At 68.0% G+C, this 15,626-nt stretch carries 17 protein-coding genes; 7 read left to right on the top strand and 10 right to left on the bottom strand.

The window, feature by feature from the left end; genetic code table 11:
- Positions 1–23: 23 nt before the first annotated feature.
- Positions 24–1,553: an acyl-CoA dehydrogenase family protein gene (locus AB0I53_RS35840; protein ID WP_358613096.1), complete on the bottom strand. Its 1,530-nt coding sequence runs from the start codon at positions 1,551–1,553 to the stop codon at positions 24–26.
- 77 nt (positions 1,554–1,630) lie between these two features.
- On the bottom strand, positions 1,631–1,786 hold the full coding sequence (locus tag AB0I53_RS35835; protein ID WP_358613094.1) for a hypothetical protein: 156 nt from the start codon (positions 1,784–1,786) through the stop codon (positions 1,631–1,633).
- Positions 1,787–2,454: 668 nt separating this feature from the next.
- Here AB0I53_RS35835 and AB0I53_RS35830 point away from each other — a divergent pair.
- The 3 genes from AB0I53_RS35830 to AB0I53_RS35820 all read left to right on the top strand — a co-directional run bounded on the left by AB0I53_RS35830 (position 2,455) and on the right by AB0I53_RS35820 (position 5,572).
- Positions 2,455–3,351: a LysR family transcriptional regulator gene (locus tag AB0I53_RS35830; RefSeq protein WP_358613092.1), complete on the top strand. Its 897-nt coding sequence runs from the start codon at positions 2,455–2,457 to the stop codon at positions 3,349–3,351.
- Positions 3,352–3,611: 260 nt separating this feature from the next.
- Positions 3,612–4,802 carry a CoA transferase gene (locus AB0I53_RS35825; RefSeq protein WP_358613117.1) on the top strand — a complete coding sequence of 397 codons (1,191 nt, stop codon included), beginning with the start codon at positions 3,612–3,614 and terminating at the stop codon, positions 4,800–4,802.
- A complete protein-coding gene (locus tag AB0I53_RS35820; protein ID WP_358613090.1) occupies positions 4,799–5,572 on the top strand; it encodes a crotonase/enoyl-CoA hydratase family protein in 774 nt (257 codons plus the stop codon). The genes AB0I53_RS35825 and AB0I53_RS35820 overlap by 4 nt, the downstream gene beginning before the upstream one ends.
- A 28-nt stretch (positions 5,573–5,600) precedes the next feature.
- Here AB0I53_RS35820 and AB0I53_RS35815 read toward each other — a convergent pair whose 3' ends face one another.
- Positions 5,601–6,803: an RNA-guided endonuclease TnpB family protein gene (locus AB0I53_RS35815; protein WP_358613088.1), complete on the bottom strand. Its 1,203-nt coding sequence runs from the start codon at positions 6,801–6,803 to the stop codon at positions 5,601–5,603.
- A gap of 258 nt (positions 6,804–7,061) precedes the next feature.
- On the opposite strand from AB0I53_RS35815, the gene AB0I53_RS35810 reads away from it, so the two are divergent.
- Complete coding sequence (locus AB0I53_RS35810; protein WP_358613086.1) at positions 7,062–8,246, top strand: acyl-CoA dehydrogenase family protein; 1,185 nt, start codon at positions 7,062–7,064, stop codon at positions 8,244–8,246.
- An 88-nt stretch (positions 8,247–8,334) separates the two neighbouring features.
- Here AB0I53_RS35810 and AB0I53_RS35805 read toward each other — a convergent pair whose 3' ends face one another.
- On the bottom strand, positions 8,335–8,895 hold the full coding sequence (locus tag AB0I53_RS35805; protein WP_358613084.1) for a dihydrofolate reductase family protein: 561 nt from the start codon (positions 8,893–8,895) through the stop codon (positions 8,335–8,337).
- Between the two features lie 191 nt (positions 8,896–9,086).
- A complete protein-coding gene (locus tag AB0I53_RS35800; protein WP_358613082.1) occupies positions 9,087–10,502 on the bottom strand; it encodes an MFS transporter in 1,416 nt (471 codons plus the stop codon).
- A 61-nt stretch (positions 10,503–10,563) separates the two neighbouring features.
- On the opposite strand from AB0I53_RS35800, the gene AB0I53_RS35795 reads away from it, so the two are divergent.
- Positions 10,564–11,100: a helix-turn-helix domain-containing protein gene (locus tag AB0I53_RS35795; RefSeq protein WP_358613080.1), complete on the top strand. Its 537-nt coding sequence runs from the start codon at positions 10,564–10,566 to the stop codon at positions 11,098–11,100.
- A gap of 178 nt (positions 11,101–11,278) precedes the next feature.
- Here AB0I53_RS35795 and AB0I53_RS35790 read toward each other — a convergent pair whose 3' ends face one another.
- On the bottom strand, positions 11,279–11,890 hold the full coding sequence (locus tag AB0I53_RS35790) for a TetR/AcrR family transcriptional regulator (protein WP_358613078.1): 612 nt from the start codon (positions 11,888–11,890) through the stop codon (positions 11,279–11,281).
- Positions 11,891–11,957: 67 nt separating this feature from the next.
- Between AB0I53_RS35790 and AB0I53_RS35785 the strand changes: the two genes are divergently transcribed.
- Entirely contained in the window at positions 11,958–12,953 is a 996-nt protein-coding gene (locus tag AB0I53_RS35785; protein ID WP_358613076.1) for a VOC family protein, read from the top strand.
- Positions 12,950–13,243 (top strand): hypothetical protein, encoded by a 294-nt coding sequence (locus AB0I53_RS35780; RefSeq protein WP_358613074.1) that lies wholly within the window; start codon positions 12,950–12,952, stop codon positions 13,241–13,243. The genes AB0I53_RS35785 and AB0I53_RS35780 overlap by 4 nt, the downstream gene beginning before the upstream one ends.
- Before the next feature lie 65 nt (positions 13,244–13,308).
- On the opposite strand, the gene AB0I53_RS35775 is transcribed toward AB0I53_RS35780, so the two are convergent.
- The 4 genes from AB0I53_RS35775 to AB0I53_RS35760 are packed head-to-tail and all read right to left on the bottom strand — an operon-like array spanning position 13,309 to position 15,604.
- Positions 13,309–13,749: a VOC family protein gene (locus tag AB0I53_RS35775; protein ID WP_358613073.1), complete on the bottom strand. Its 441-nt coding sequence runs from the start codon at positions 13,747–13,749 to the stop codon at positions 13,309–13,311.
- Between the two features lie 44 nt (positions 13,750–13,793).
- Entirely contained in the window at positions 13,794–14,186 is a 393-nt protein-coding gene (locus AB0I53_RS35770; protein ID WP_358613071.1) for a type II toxin-antitoxin system VapC family toxin, read from the bottom strand.
- Positions 14,183–14,455 carry a type II toxin-antitoxin system VapB family antitoxin gene (locus AB0I53_RS35765; RefSeq protein WP_358613069.1) on the bottom strand — a complete coding sequence of 91 codons (273 nt, stop codon included), beginning with the start codon at positions 14,453–14,455 and terminating at the stop codon, positions 14,183–14,185. The genes AB0I53_RS35770 and AB0I53_RS35765 overlap by 4 nt, the downstream gene beginning before the upstream one ends.
- A 27-nt stretch (positions 14,456–14,482) precedes the next feature.
- On the bottom strand, positions 14,483–15,604 hold the full coding sequence (locus AB0I53_RS35760; protein ID WP_358613067.1) for an FAD-dependent monooxygenase: 1,122 nt from the start codon (positions 15,602–15,604) through the stop codon (positions 14,483–14,485).
- Positions 15,605–15,626 lie beyond the last annotated feature (22 nt).

Genomic DNA, 15,626 nt, shown 5'->3' with positions numbered 1-15,626 from the left:
TGTGCGGTGGGATCACGGCGCCGTCAACGCATGAGCAGCGGATCCACGCAGTGTTCTTCGTCCGGCCTGAGCTGGTCGACGTTGCCGATCATCTCCTCGTATCCGGCGATATGGCTGAGCAGCGTCGACACGGTCGGAAGCTCCAGCCCCACGTCGCGCCGTGCTTCCGTCAGCCGCTGGCGCAGTTTGCGCTCGCACCACTGGGCTGTGTATGCGTGCATCTCGGAACGGGTCGCCGTCGAGCTCGTCAACGCGGCCAGGACAGACCAGCACAGCAGGTCCCCGAGCACGTTGTAGAGGATGTGTTGCTCCCGTTCGGTGACGGCGCGGCGGGCGGTGAACGATGCGGCCTCATCGACGAGGTCGGCTACCTGCCGGGATGCGGAGAAGGAGTGGACGAGTTCACCGAAGCCGGCCGGGTTGCGGTGGAGCATCTTCCCGACGTAGACGGTGATGGCCTCGGTCGCTCCTTCGAAGATCCGGAAGAGTCGGTAATCCCTGAAGAACGGCCCGACGATGTTCGTGTCCAGGAAGCCTCGCGCTCCCAGCATCTGCAGGCTGCGATCCACGACGGTGAACATCTCTTCTGATGCGACGATCTTCGCAACGAAGTACAGCAGTTCTGGCGGCTGCTCGCCCATGTCGAGCCGGGACGTGAGGTGATCGAGCAGCGTCTCCACCGCCTGGGTCGCGGCCACCGCTTCGGTGAGAATCTGCTGGGTCCGGCCGTTGTCCACCAGCAGGCCCGTGGCGACGTTGCGACGCGTGGCGTACCGCGCCGCGACCTCCAGTGATCGTTTCATCGCTCCGATGCTGCCTGCGGCCAGAACGAGCCGCGCGAGCATGAATGCCGCGTTCGCGGCGGTGATCCCCTCGCCTTCGGCGCCGAGCATCCAGTCCGCCGGCACTCGCATGTCCTTGAAGGTCAAGATGTTCTGCGGCACGGCCTTCAAGCCCAAGGTCAGCAGCTCGGGACCGGCGGTGAAGCCCGGGGTGGCGGTGTCGACGACGAAGCCGGTATATCCCAGTCGCCTGCCGTCCTCGTCGCAGAGCCGGGTGAAGACGTTCAGGTATCTGGAAGCGGCGCCGAGGCTGATCCACCGTTTCGTGCCGTTGATCGTGTAACTGCCATCCCGGTTTCTGGTCGCGCAGGTGGTCATGCCACGCAGGTCCGAGCCCATGCCCGGCTCGCTGGCCGCGCTCGTGGTCAGGCTCTTTCCCTGAGCGAGCAACGGGAGGACGTCGGCTTTGACCCGCTCAGACGCGTGTTGCATGATCGGCGGGATGCCGACCGCGTTCTGCACGGCGGTCATGACGAACAGGTTGCAGTCGATGGCCCCGAGTTGTTCCATGATCCGGAAGGTGTCTCGGTAGCTCAGTTCCTGCCCCTGGTACCGGCGTGGAACCTGAAGCCCCAACAGCCCGACGCCGGCGAACTCGGGCACTACGCCGAGGTCGATGGATCGACGCTCGTCCATTCGTCGCGAATCGAGCCGTTCCCGCGCGTACCAGCGGAGGAACTCCAGTATTTCCACGGCTTTGCTGGACGGCATTGCGGTTTCGGCAGGGAGGTTCCAATGCAGTTCTTCATGCGAGGCTCTGTCGAAAGCACGCTCGTTCAGGTCTGACGTCACTGCTCCTCCGGTGGACTTGGTGCGACCTCGTCGGAAGGTGCACGTGGCGATGTGGTTCCGGGAATCGCCCCTTCCCCGCTGTACATCCGCAGGAACTCCGGCACGTCCGACACGGCACCACGGGGCGGCACGCCCTTGCCGGTCGAGTCCATACGTCCCTCCTATGAGGACCGCTCAGCACACGGTCCGCAAAGGCGCCATGACGACCGACCGGTCCTGGTGCTCTGGTACGTGCCGGATCCCTGGTCAGGGCGCGAAAAATCCCCTGCAGGACGGATTCCGCGCAGGTGGGTTGCGAAGCGTATTACGGCGTAATGGCGACTCCACTGCCGGTGGTCGCTCGGCACGCGAACGCCGGCCGCCGAAGCCGGTACGGCGGGGGCGACGATGCCCGGCCGACGAGCAGGAGCGCCGCGGTCGGCCAGGATGACGCACCGACCGCCGATGGCGCCACATCGGACATCGGAGACTCGTCGACCTCGACGCGGTCGGGTCGGCACCCTTCGGGGAACCGGACCCGAAGCGACAGGGCGGCGCTCATGCGCATCTCCGATCCAAAGTGGCTCACTGCATCCGTTCAACTACGAACGGTGAGCTTAAACTATCTCGGCTTACTTCTTACGGGTACCACCTTTAAGGTGACGAAACCAGCAATACGCCCGAACTTTGTTACATAGAGCGATATTCTCTGCCTTTAGCAGATTCGTGACATCGATTCAGCCGGTCCATGATGATCATTCTGAGATGATCATCACCTCGGCTCCGCCCGCATCCGGCGGACGCGTTCGCACACCCGGCCGGCGGGGTAATCTGCTGCTTGATGGAGATGTTCCACCTGCGGTATTTCGTGGCGGTCGCGGAGAACCTGTCCTTCTCCAAGGCCGCCCGACAGCTGCACATGGCGACCTCGCCGCTGAGCCAGCGAGTGCGGGACCTCGAACGCGACCTCGGTTCGGTGCTGTTCGAGCGGGACTCGCACCACGTGCAGCTGACCGACGCCGGTGCCGCGCTGCTGCCGATCGCCAAGGACGTGCTCGGCCGCTTCGACGACATCCCGTGGCGGCTGCGCGAGGCGATCAGCCCGCAGCGCGCCGTCGTCTACATCGGCATCCCGCCCGGCCTGCACTCGTCGATGCGGCAGCGGCTCAGGTCGTTCGAAGACCAGTGCGCCGCCGAATGCGACGTCAAGCGCTGGCCGAGCGGCAGCAGCGACCTGCTCGCCGGGGTGCAGCGCGGCGAGCTCGCGATGGCGCTGGTACACCTGCCGGTGCACGCCGAGGGCATCGAGGTGTTCGAGCTGATGCGCGAGCCGCTCGGGGCCGTGCTGCCGGCGGCGGAGTTCGGTTCCCGCAGCTCGGTCTCGCTCGCCGAACTGGTCGACTACACCTACGTCAGCCCGGCGCCGCGGATGCTGCCGGCTTACTACGGGGAACTGCTGGTGCGGATGGAGGCGGCGGGAATCCACCGGCGGATCACGCTCAACACCGGCGATTACGGCAGCACCAGCGAATTGGTGGCGAACGGATCGGCATTCTCCATTTCGATGCTGGATCCGGAAAGCGGGATGCACAAGCACCGCAGTGAAAACACGGTCGTGCTGCCGTTCGATGATTTCGATCCGAGCCTGGCGACGGGCATGATCTGGCGTCGCGACCGCGCCGAAAGCCAGCCCGACCTGCGACGGCTGATCGACGAGGCCAAGCTCGCGCTGCGCTGACCACCCGACGGGTGCGCAATTTCGCGAGAAATTGACCACCACCCGCGTGAACGGCGATTTCTCGCGAAATTGCACTCCTACCCCGTCGACGACCATCCGGAGCCGCACAGGCTTGCCGATTGGTGTGACCGCTGCGGTCACGCCATTGTTCGCGCATCGGTGCCACTGATCAATTGAATGCCGCTCCGACCAGACCTAACGTAGTTAGCGAAGCAAATAAAAGCCGTGACGACTCCCCTATCCCACCAGGAGCGGCGATGATGACGAATTCCGCACCGAGCACCGAAGGCAGGTCCGGCCCGCTGGCCGGCGTCCGCGTGATCGACATGGCCACCGTGGTGATGGGCCCGTACGCCGCTCAGATCCTCGGCGACCTCGGCGCCGACGTGATCAAGATCGAGTCGCCGAAGGACACCGCGCGCTTCGGCACCCTGCACCGCACGCCCGGCATGACGCCGTTGAGCCTCAACGTCAACCGCAACAAGCGCAGCGTCAAGCTCAACCTCAAGGACGACGCCGACCGGGAACGCGCGCTGGAGCTGATCGGCGGCGCCGATATCCTGATCACCAACATGCGGATCGGCGCGCTGCGCCGCCTCGGCATGGACTACGAGAGCCTCGCCGCCGCCAACCCGCACCTGATCTACGCGCACGCGCAGGGCTTCCGCCCCGACTCCGACCGCGCCGACCTCGCCGCCTACGACGAGACGGTGCAGGCGGCCTCCGGGCTGCTCGACGTGGCGCAGCGCGCCGGCGACATCGGCGAGCCGGTGGTGCTGCCCAGCATCTTCGCCGACAAGGTCGCCGCGCTGACCATCGCCTACTCGGCGCTCGCGGCGCTGGTGCACCAGCGGGCCACCGGTCAGGGCCAGCTGGTCGAGGTGCCGATGGCCGACACGCTGCTGGCGTTCAACCTCGTCGAGCACCTGCAGGGCCGCACCTTCGAGCCGCCGATGGGCCCGACCGGGTTCACGCTGTCGATGAACAAGGGCCACCGGGCGCGCCCCACCAAGGACGGCCTGGCCATGATCATCCCCTACTCCCCGCAGAACTACCGCGACCTGTTCTGCGCCGCCGGCCGGCCGGAACTGGCCGAGGATCCGCGGGTGAACGGGGAGTTCGTCGACGCCGGCCGCGACGGCGAGGCGATCTCCGAGCTGGTCGAGTCGGTCACCCCGAGCCTGACCACCGAGGAGTGGATCGAGGTGTGCACCAAGCACAGCATCCCGGTCGGCCCGGTGCTCCGGCTCGACGAGGCCGCCGACGACCCGTACGTCCGCGAGGGGCACCTGCTCGATCTCGCCGAACACCCGAGCGAGGGCAGCTACCGCGTGGTCGGGGTGCCGATGAACTTCTCCGCGACGCCTGCCTCGGTCCGCAGGCACGCCCCGCTTCCCGGCCAGCACACCGAAGAGGTCCTCGCCGAACTCGACTCGCGGAGGCTCGCATGACGGCCCCGAACACCGCGGTGCAGACCGAAACCGTCGGCTCCGCGCTCGTGATCACCATCAACCGCCCGGCGGCGCGCAACGCCATCGACGCCGCCGCGGCCCACGGCATCGCGGCCGCCATCGACGAGCTCGACGCCAACCCGGACCTGAACGTGGGCGTGCTGACCGGCGCGGCCGGCACCTTCAGCGCGGGCATGGATCTCAAAGCCGCCGCGCGCGGCGAGTCGCCCACGGCGCCGGGCAAGGGCTTCGGCGGCCTCACCGAGGCCGAGACGGGCAAGCCGCTGATCGCCGCGGTCGAGGGCTACGCCATGGGCGGCGGGTTCGAGCTGGCGCTGGTCTGCGACCTGGTGGTCGCCGCCGAGGGCGCGCGGTTCGCGCTGCCCGAGGTCAAGCGCGGGCTGATCGCCGGTGGCGGCGGAGTGATCCGGCTGCCCAAGCGGATTCCGCACCACCTGGCGATGGAACTGCTGCTCACCGGCCGCGCCATCGACGCGGCGCGAGCCCGCGCCCTCGGCCTGGTCAACCGGCTAGTGGCCGACGGCGAGGCCGTAACGGCCGCGCTGGAGCTCGCCGCCGAGGTCGGCGCGAACGCGCCGCTGGCCCTGGCCGCGGTGAAGAAGGTCGTTCGGCTGACCGATGGCATCCCGGACGCCGAGGCGTTCGCGTTGCAGCGCAACGAAACCCGCGCTCTCCGGGAGTCCGCGGACTTCGCCGAAGGCGTCCGGGCGTTCACCGAGAAGCGCACTCCGAAGTGGACGGGACGTTGACTTCTCCCTGCGGCAAGGCAGGGATTTCTTACCGGCTCGCGCCAGATAGTTCCTGCTTCACAGCCGGCCGCCCCGTCCGGGAGGACTCCCTTTGAGGTCTTACACCAGCTCCACAGGCAGACACCGCCAGCCCGGCGGCCAGAATGTTCTTCGCGGCGTTGATGTCCCTGTCGTGGATTGCACCGCAGTCACACGTCCATACGCGGGCGTTCAACGGCATACTGTCCTGCAACGCACCACAGGACGAGCATGCCTTGCTGGAGGGAAACCAGCGGTCGACCGCGATCACTTGGCGGCCGTACCACTGAGCTTTGTACTCCAACATCGAGCGGAACTCCGACCACGACGCGTCGGAGATCGCCCGCGCAAGCGTTCTGTTCTTGAGCATGTTGCGGACAGTCAGATCCTCGATCACGACCACTTGGTTCTCGCGGACGAGTCGAGTCGTCAATTTGTGCAGGTGGTCCCTGCGACGGTCGGTGATACTCGCATGCACGCGGGCCACCTTCCGGCGAGCCTTCTCACGGTTCGCGGAGCCTTTCTGCTTACGGGCCAGGTTCCGCTGAGCCTTGGCCAGCCGGTCCCGTTCGCGCTTTTCCTGCTTGGGATTGACGATCTTCTCGCCGTTCGACAGCGTCAACAGGCTTGTGATCCCGGTGTCGACTCCCACGACCTGCCCCGTAAGAGCGTGGTGCTCAGTGCTGGTTTCAACCAGAATCGACACAAACCAACGGTTTGCGCTGTCACGGGACACTGTGACCGTGGACGGTGCCGTGCCCTCGGGAAGAGGCCGAGACCATACGATGTTCAGCGGCTCGCGCATCTTCGCCAGTGTGAGCTGGCCGTCCCGGTAGCGGAAAGCCGAGCGGGTGTACTCCGCCGATGCGCGGGACTTCTTGCGGGACTTGAACCTCGGGTATCCGGCGCGTTGTTCGAAAAACGATGTGAACGCACTCTGCAGATGTCGCAAGCACTGTTGCAACGGCACGCTCGACACCGCAGCAAGGAACGCCAGGTCATCCGTTTTCTTCCACTCTGTAAGCATCGCGGAGGTCTGCGCGTAGCTCACTCGGCGTTTTTCAGCCCTCCACGCACGGGTTCGTGCGTCGAGAGCGAGGTTGTAGACCTTGCGAACGCAACCGAAGGTGCGCGAGAGCTCCTCCGCCTGCTCCCCGGTGGGATAGAAGCGGTACTTGTATGCCCGCTTTACCTGTGTCCTAGCGATACCCACATTTTAAACGGGTTGCCAGAGAATCTGAAATTCGGGGCGTCAACAAACAGACTCGGAATCTGCCCTACCCGACCAAGAAGGCGAGCCAGCCGGAGCTGACCCCGGAGACGATCGCCGCCGTCGCCGACCAGACCGAAGCTGCCGACGGCGCAGGCCCCGAGGCGTACCGGGAGCGCTCCGAACTGCGCGACCGCAAGCAGAACGCGCTCAACACCGCACTGCAGAACATCGAGCACAACTGATTTAAGGATCACCGCAATGCCCAAGCCCGCCAATGCAAATCCTGACTTCTTCGGCTTTTACGACCTGCTCAGCGAAGGTGAGCGCACCGAGCTCGCCGAGATCCGCGAGTACCTGGAGCGCGAGATCAAGCCGCTGGCCAACGCCGCGTGGGAGAAGGCCGAGTTCCCGTTCGAGGTCGTCGAGAAGTTCGCCAAGCTCCAGCTGGCCGGCTACCAGTACCCCGAGTACGGCGACGGCAAGCCGCGCAGCCCGCTGTTCACCGGATTCCTCAGCCTGGAGCTGAACCGGATCGACCCGTCCCTGGCGGTGTTCTCGGGTGTCCACACCGGACTGGCGATGGGCAGCATCTACAACGGCGGCGACCAGGAGCAGCGCGACCGCTGGATCCCGGACATGGCCGGCATGACCAAGATCGGCGCGTTCGCGCTGACCGAGCCCGAGGGCGGCTCGGACGTCGCCGGCGGCATGCGCACCACCGCCCGCCGCGAGGGCGACCAGTGGGTGCTCAACGGCGCGAAGCGCTGGATCGGCAACGGCACGTTCGCCGACCTCATCGTGGTGTGGGCGCGCGACGAGGCCGACGACCAGGTCAAGGGGTTCGTCGTGGAGAAGGGCACGCCCGGCTTCACCGCCACCAAGATCGAGGGCAAGATCGCGCTGCGCACCGTGCAGAACGCCGACATCGTGCTCGACGACGTCCGCATCCCGGAGGCCAACCGGCTGCAGAACATCAACAGCTTCCGGGACACCGCCAAGGTGCTGGCCAAGACCCGCGGCGGCGTGGCGTGGCAGGCGCTGGGCGTGGCGGTCCGCGCCTACGAGCTGGCCCGCGAGTACGCGGTGCAGCGGGTGCAGTTCGGCAAGCCGATCGGCGGGTTCCAGATGATCCAGGACCTGCTGGTGAAGATGCTCGGCAACGTCACCGCGATGTTCGGCATCGTGGTGCGCCTCAACGAGCTGGTCGCCCAGGGACGCGGCGGGGCGGAGCAGGCGGCGCTGGCCAAGGCGTTCACCACCACGAAGATGCGCGAGGTGGTGGCCTGGGCGCGAGAACTGTTCGGCGGCAACGGAATCGTGCTCGACTACGAGGTCGCGAAGTTCTTCTCCGACGCGGAAGCGGTCTACTCCTTCGAGGGCTCCCGCGAGATGAACACCCTGATCGTCGGCAAGTCCATCACCGGCCTCAGCGCCTTCGCCTGATCGACGTCGCCTGATCGACGTCGCCTGAGCGGCTCCGGTCCGTGAGTGCTTTGGGGTGCCCCAGCGCCCCGAAGCACTCACGGTCGTTTCACGCCTTGACGCGGTAGCGGAGGTGAACCACGCCGCCGGCGAAGCGGCGCTCGTCGAGCAGTTCCAGGCCGAGGCGGACACCGCCGGGAAGCGCCAGAGTGCCGCCGCCGATGACGACGGGCACCACGAAAAGCCGGTACTCGTCGACCAGCCCGGCCCGGAGCGCGTGCTCGGCGAGCCCGGGACCGCCCACGGTGATGTCGCGCTCCGCCGACTCCTTCAGCCGCCGGACGGCCTCGGGGTCGAAGGCCCGCTCGATGCGGGTCCGGGCGGTGGACGCCTCGTCCAGGGTCGTGGAGTACACGACCTTCTCCGACGCCCGCCAGATCTGCGCGAAGTCCTGCATGACCTGTGGCTGGCCGGCGAAGGAGTCCTCGTCTTCCCACGCGATCATCAGCTCGTAGGTCCGGCGCCCCAGCAGGAAGGTGCCGACCGATCGCTCCAGGTCGTTGACGAAGGCGTGCACCTCCTCGTCCGGCTCGGCCCAGTCGAAGTTGCCGTCCTCGTCCGCGATGTAGCCGTCGAGCGAGGCGATCGCCGAGTAGATCAGATTCGCCATGCGAAGCTTCCTTTCCGCGTCACTGCGAGCAGAACACGGGCCATAGTGCCGCAGCGGGCCGATTTCCTCGACGATCTTGCATCGCCCTGGGGACATGGCTCAATCGTCGCTCGCCTCGATCAAGGGCTTGAGAAGTGTCGCGACATCGTGCTCCAGCAACGCCTCCTCCTGATGTCCACAGTGGATTATGTTCATCCTTGTCCGCGCCCGGGCGCGTATCGGGACAGCGCCAGCACCGCGGCGGCCCCGGCGAGGGAGACGATGCCGGTGAGCGTGGCGACATGATTCCAGCCGGACAGCTGGGTGGCGATGTCGTCGTGCGGGGCGGAGGCGAGGACACCGACGACGGTGACCCCGATCGAGGCGCCGACGTAACGGGTGGTGTTGTTCATCCCGACGCCCATCGCGGCCTGGTCAGGCGGGACGGTGGCAGTCGCCTGCCGCCCCAGGGCGGCGTTGAGCACGCCGGTGGCCACGCCTGCCACGAGGAGGCCGGGCATCAGCCGCCCGATGGTCGAACCCGTCTCGAGCCCGGTGAGCAGCAGCAGGCCGGCACCCGTGGCCGCGAGGCCGATCGCCAGCTGCGCCGTCCCGGTCAGCCGCGCGGCCAGCCGACGGCTGAGCACGGCGGAGACAGCGCTGGTGCCGGACCAGACTCCCAGCGCAGCGCCGGCTCCGAGGGTGCTCAACCCCATGCTGGTGACGAGGAATGTGCAGGCGAACGACATCAGTGCGATCACACCGGCGCCGGTGACCGTGGCCGCCAGCGTGGCGGCCACGAAGTCACCTCGGCGAAACAGCGCGAGCTCCACCATGGACGACCGGCCCCGGAGTTGGCTGACGGCGAAGGCCACCAACGCGACCACCGCGCCACCGGCGCAGATCAGCGCTGTGGCGAGACCGCCTTGGCGCGCTTCGATCAGCGCGACCAGCAGCAGCCCCAGCCCGCCGGTCATCAACGCGGCGCCGAGCAGGTCCAGGCGCCTGCCCGGAATCACCGCCGTCTCGGGAAAGCACCACCGCGCGGCGATGGCGATGCCCACCCCGACCGCGGCGAGCAGCCAGTAGGGTGCGCGCCACAGGTCCACGAGATCGAGCAAGCCGGTCAGCAGCGGGCCGAGCGCGATGCCCAGCCCCATGCTGGCGCCCCACCAGCTGGCGGAGGCCGAGCGGGCCCGGGCATCGCTGTTCACCGCGGCCACGAGCCCCAACCCGGTCGCGATAACACCGGCCGCGCCAACACCTTCGACGAGTCGCCCGATGACGAACTGCGTCGCCGTGGCCGCGGTCGCGCACACCACGGAACCGGCCGCGAACACATACGCACCGAGTTCGAAGATCCTCCGGCGGCCGGACTGGTCGGCCAGCGCGCCCGCGGTCAGCAGGCTCACCGCGAGGCCGGTGCTCATCGAGCTCAGGATCCACATGGTGGCTCCCTGCGGGGCGGCCAGCGCGGCGACGACCGTCGCCGCGTTTCCCAGCGGACCCGAGTAGGCCAGCATGGCCCCGAACGTGCTCAGCGACGTCAGCACGAGCGCCGCCAGGAAAGACCCGCCTGCACCTTCGGCGCGCCGGTTCGTGGTTTCACGAAGACCCAGTCTGTTCACCAGACCATCGTTGCACAGAGGTAGTCTGGTGAACAGACCACACCATCGGTACGATGACGGCGTGGCATTGGGAACCGGATACGACCAGCAGGGCTGTTTCCTCGCCCGCGCACTGGAAGTGGTCGGAGAGCGCTGGACCCTCCTGATCCTGCGCGACTGCTTCTACGGCGTGCGCCGCTTCACGGACCTGCGCGAGCACCTCGACATTTCCCGAGCCGTGCTCACCGACCGGCTCGACACCCTGGTCGAGGCAGGCGTCCTGACCCGGGAGGACTCGGGCGGGCACCCGGAGTACCTGCTCACCGACGCGGGCCGGGCACTGTGGCCCACGATCTTCGCCCTGTCCAAATGGGGCGAGCGGTACACCAGCGGGCCGCACCCCTCCCGGATCTTCAGCCACGCGGCGTGCGACACCGACATCGACGACTTCGGGCGATGCCGCGCGTGCGGGCAGAACCCGGACCCCGACGACCTCGTCGCCCGCCCCGGCCCGGGCACCAACGCGATGCACCGCAGCGACCGCGTCGCGCGCGCCCTTGAGCACCCGCACCGGATGCTGACGCCGATCGGCGCTGCGGCCGACCCGGCCGCCGGGTAATCGCCGATCTGGCGTCACCGGCCAGCTAAGCGGTCGGCTCCGGAAACCCTTCGGGGTTGACTCCGGCGCCGGGGCCGTGCACGCGGTGCGTTAGTTGTTGAGTGCGGAGAGGTACAGGCCGCGCCCATCATGCGCAGCGTCGAACAGGTCGGCTCCCTGCTCATCCGTGGTTGAGCCGTTACGCCCGCTCCTCCAGGTGCCAGGTCAGCCTGAGCTGGCCGATCAGGTCGACGAACAGCTCGAAGGTGCGGTCGACCCGGTCCCGGTCCGCGGTGGCGAGCAGGTCGAGTTGGAGGCCACGCGCCTGCGCCGCGATCATCGAGGCCACCAGGGGCGCCTGGTCGGCCGGGCATCCTTCGGCCACCACCAGGCTCTCCATCAGCGCGAGCGAGTCGTGGGCGGCCCGCTGGAGGTAGCGGGTGTAGCGTTCGGGCTCCCGCACCGCCAGGGCGTGCACTTCGAACAGCAGTCGGTAGACGGCCATGTTGCCCGGGGCGGTGGTGGTCCGCCACCAGCGCGTCAGGCTCGTCAGATCGCGCGGAGAGTCGGCGAGGTCCGCGGCCTCCGCCAGCCGTCGCCGGAGGAGCTCGATCACCTCCGTGAGCAGGTTCTCCTTGGAGCCGAAGTGATGCAGCAGCGTCCCATGGCTCACCCCGATCGCGCCGGCCAGCGGCCTCATTGCCAGGCCGCTGACGCCGTGCTCCAGGACATAGTCGGCGACGGCGCCCAGCAGTTCAGGACGCCGATGCTGGTAACGAAGACTCCGACCGTCGATGTGCTCCGCGTCCACCCGGCGGATGGTACGCGAGCGGCAAATAGATTGACCAAATGGTTGATCTATTTCTACGGTGGTCGGCATGAGCCACGACATCGGACGTCTGCACCACGTAGGCCACGTCGTCAGTGACATGGGCGAAGCCCTCAACCTCTACTGGCGGCTGGGCTTCACCCTGGCACCGCCGGCCTATCCCGCGATGGCCTCGACCGAGGGGGCCGCCCCGGAGCCGTTCGGTGCGGCGAATGCTCACGCCGACTTCCCGCGCAACTTTGTCGAGCTCGTCACCTGCGTGCCGCAGGGAGGGGCCACCCGGGTCCCCAGCGATGCGAAACTCGTCCCCCTGCAGGCTCCGGCCGAGTTGCTGCCCCAACTTGTGGAACGCATCAGCAGCACCAGCGCCAATATCGCAGCGCTCCTCGAACGCTTCGAGGGCCTGCACATCCTCATGTTTGCCTCGCCCGACATCGACGACGACGCCGCGCGACTGAGCTCTGCCCGCGTGGCGCACGGCGGAGTCAACACCGTCCACCGTGCGGTGGAGACCGCCGACGGAACCCGCGCGGAGTCCGTCCGCTATCTGGAGATCGACAGCCGTGAACCGGCCGCGAGGCCGGGGACGGTGGCCGAGGGAAGGGTGGGGGTTGTCGCAGACCTGGACCCACTGGCGCAAGCTGCTCGGCAGCTGGACCACCCCAACGGCGCCCTCGACCTCGTCGAGGTCGTGACCTGTGTAGCGGAAGCTGAACTCGACGCCACTGGGGCCAGGTACCAGGACTACCTCGGCAGCCCGGCGCAGGCCGACGGGCCGTCGCGGTTCTTCGACCTTGACGGCGCCCGGCTGACGCTCGTGCCCGATTCCCAGCTCTCGACGGTCCTGCCAGGCGAACACGCCCCCGCCGTCCCCATGTTCGTCGCCTACGCGGTCGCCGTGCGCGATCTCGCCGCCACCTGGAAACTTCTGCACGACAACGGATTCCCGCTCAGCCTGACCGACTCAGGCGACATCTTCGTACCCGCCGCGTCCGCGCTCGGCGCCGCGATCATCTTCCGCGAGGCGAGCCAACTACACCGGTGACCACTCAGCACGGCAGGACGGCCCTTGGTGACATCAGCGCGGACGAGAAGACCTCCATCCAGGCCCGCTGCCGCTGCCATCCCACCCTCGCCCCCGGCAAGGCCCGCGCCATGCGCGTCAACCACACCTACGGCCGCGGCGGCGCGGTGGCCTACCTGGCCGCCTACGACGTCCACCACGCGAAGGTGTTCGGCCGCACCGAACCACGCACCGGCATCGTCCCGTTCATGAATCTGGTCACCCAGGTCATGAGCCGCGAGCCCCGAAGGATTTCCAGAGCCGACCACTAAGTCACCAGCGACCAACCACAGTGGACATAGCCGTCCGCCCGCTCATCCGGACCCCGCCGTCGGCATCACTGCACGCAGAACTCGTTGCCCTCGGGGTCCTGCAGGACGATGCAGTAGCCGTTGGGTTCATCCACCTCGCGGACGTAGGCGGCGCCCAGCGCCTTGAGGCGTTCGACGTGCTCGGCGATGATCTGGCGGCGCTCAGCCGTCTTGTCGAGCGCCAGGCCCCGCTGGCTCACGTTGACGTCCAGGTGCACCCGGTTCTTCACGGTCTTGCCCTCGGGCACGCGCTGGAAGAAGATCCGCGGCCCCTCGCCCTCCGGGTCCATCACCGCAGAGAAGGCGTCCCACCTGTCCTCGGGCAGTCCGATCTGCCGCCCGAACTGCTCCCAAGACTCGAATCCGGGTGGCGGCGGCTGGAGCTCGTATTCCAGCGCCACCGCCCAGAACTCCGCCAACCGCGCCGGATCATGCGCATCAAAGGTCACCTGAAAGCCCAAGCCCACCGCGACCACCTCCGGCACGCACCCTAGAGCCGAGCCCCGACAAATCAGGCGGTCGCCAAGACGACGTCGGTCCGCGAGAAGTCATCCCCGACGCAGAGCAGCGGCCGCCCGGCTACGCCGGCAACCGCGTAGGTCAGGCAGTCACCGAAGTTCAGCCCCGCCGGATGCCGCCCCTCCCCGAAACGTTCGTAGGCCTCGACCGCGACCTTCCAGTGCTCCGCCCCGCAGTCGACGATCTCGACGCCGACTTCCTCGAAGAAACGGGCGAGCAAGGTCCGTCCGACCACGCCGAGCCGAGCGGTGAGGACGATCCCGGTTTCGACGGCGGTCGGCCCGCCGACGCTCACCTCATCCGCCTGCGCGAGCGACTTGAGCAGCCGCTCGTGACCGTCCTCTTTGAGCAGGATCGCCACGATCGTCGAACTGTCGAGGATCACACGCCCTCCGATCCGTAACCGAGAACGGCCTCGCGTTCCGCCCGGGTGACCGGCCGCCCCAGCTCCGAATGCGGCACCTGCGGCCAAGCCTCGTGCTCCAGGAACCTCATCAACCGCGCTTCCCGGTCGGCCCGGCGGGCCTGCTGGAGGAGCCGTTCAAGGCGTTCCTCCAGCGACTGCCGGATCGCACCCGTCTTCGTCTCGCCCGCCAGCTCGGCGACCTTGGCCGCCAGCTCCTCGGTCCGCCCGTCCTTGATGTTGAGCGCCATGACACCATGGTACCAATTCAGGCACCTTTACACCTTCGACGGCAGTTCGGTGTCCCAGTCGAGCCAGTCCGCCGGGTCGCCGTCCGGCGGGGCGTCGGTGTGGCGCAGGCTCAGCCGTTCGACCTCTTCGGCTCGTTCCGCGTGGTCGGGAGCGAGCGCGGCACTCAGCTGCGCGCTGCGGGCCGTGTTGCGCTCGACCCTCGGTCGGCGCAGTCGCTCGTAGCCGTCCAAGCTCCCGTGGTCGCGCAGCGCCTTGGCCAGGACCACTGCGTCCTCAGCCGCCATCGACGCGCCCTGGCCGGTCGCCGGGGATGCCGCGTGCGCCGCGTCACCGATGAGCAGCAGACGGCCGTTGCGCCAGCGCGGTGTCGGCACGAGGTCGTGGGCGTTGGTGGCGAGCACGGTGTCGGTGGCTGCGACGATGTCCGCCGCCGGAGTCCGGTCCGGGCGAAGTGCCGCGAGCAACCGGTCGCGCATGGCCGCCGCAGTTTCCGCGCCGTCCAGCGGCGGCGCCGGCACCCGGCTGAACCAGTACGTCCGCCCCTCCGGCGAGACCGCGTAGCCGAAGGCGCTGCGACCGCCCCGGATCATCTCGATGCGTCCCGGCTCGTGCGGCGGCGCGGCGCGATCGGCGTAGCCGTAGAAGACCTGCTGGCCCGCGTAGCGCTTCGACGCGGGGTCGACCAACGGGCGCACCACCGAGTTCAGCCCGTCGGCACCGAGGAGCAGGTCTCCCGCGACCTCCCGGCCGTCGGCGAAACGCGCCACCACCCGGTCGCCGTCCTGCTCCGCGCCGACGAACCGCGCACCGTACTCGATGGGCAGGCCGCGGCGGTGGGCCTCCGACCGCAGCAGCTCGCACAACTCGGCGCGACGCAGGCAGCGGAACTCACCATCTAATGTGGACACCGCGATCTCGCCGCCGTCGCTACCGGTGAGGCGCAGCGAGGTCAACGGGAAACCCGCCGCCGGCACGACGTCGATCTGGCGCAACGCCAGCAAACCGTTGGCCGCCACCGTCAGGAACGCCCCGATGTCCGCACCGATGTCCGGGTGCGCCTCGTGCACGCTCACTCCGAACCCGGCCTTGGACAGCGCCAGCGCGGCCGACGTGCCCGCGATCCCACTACCGACGACGACCACGTGCATGACGACTCCCCAGTTGCCGACC

This window comes from Saccharopolyspora sp. NPDC050389, assembly GCF_040655595.1.
Taxonomy (GTDB): Bacteria; Actinomycetota; Actinomycetes; order Mycobacteriales; family Pseudonocardiaceae; genus Saccharopolyspora.
The sequence above is the reverse complement of the archived record's forward strand: the minus strand, read 5'-3'. Positions and strand labels throughout refer to the sequence as shown.

What these genes read in the sequence shown, in the direction of transcription:
- AB0I53_RS35840 (WP_358613096.1), bottom strand. Translation starts at nt 1,553, where the DNA reads ATGCCGTCCAGCAAAGCCGTGGAAATACTGGAGTTCCTCCGCTGGTAC.
- AB0I53_RS35835 (WP_358613094.1), bottom strand. Translation starts at nt 1,786, where the DNA reads ATGGACTCGACCGGCAAGGGCGTGCCGCCCCGTGGTGCCGTGTCGGAC.
- AB0I53_RS35830 (WP_358613092.1), top strand. Translation starts at nt 2,455, where the DNA reads ATGGAGATGTTCCACCTGCGGTATTTCGTGGCGGTCGCGGAGAACCTG.
- AB0I53_RS35825 (WP_358613117.1), top strand. Translation starts at nt 3,612, where the DNA reads ATGACGAATTCCGCACCGAGCACCGAAGGCAGGTCCGGCCCGCTGGCC.
- AB0I53_RS35820 (WP_358613090.1), top strand. Translation starts at nt 4,799, where the DNA reads ATGACGGCCCCGAACACCGCGGTGCAGACCGAAACCGTCGGCTCCGCG.
- AB0I53_RS35810 (WP_358613086.1), top strand. Translation starts at nt 7,062, where the DNA reads ATGCCCAAGCCCGCCAATGCAAATCCTGACTTCTTCGGCTTTTACGAC.
- AB0I53_RS35805 (WP_358613084.1), bottom strand. Translation starts at nt 8,895, where the DNA reads ATGGCGAATCTGATCTACTCGGCGATCGCCTCGCTCGACGGCTACATC.
- AB0I53_RS35785 (WP_358613076.1), top strand. Translation starts at nt 11,958, where the DNA reads ATGAGCCACGACATCGGACGTCTGCACCACGTAGGCCACGTCGTCAGT.
- AB0I53_RS35765 (WP_358613069.1), bottom strand. Translation starts at nt 14,455, where the DNA reads ATGGCGCTCAACATCAAGGACGGGCGGACCGAGGAGCTGGCGGCCAAG.
- AB0I53_RS35760 (WP_358613067.1), bottom strand. Translation starts at nt 15,604, where the DNA reads ATGCACGTGGTCGTCGTCGGTAGTGGGATCGCGGGCACGTCGGCCGCG.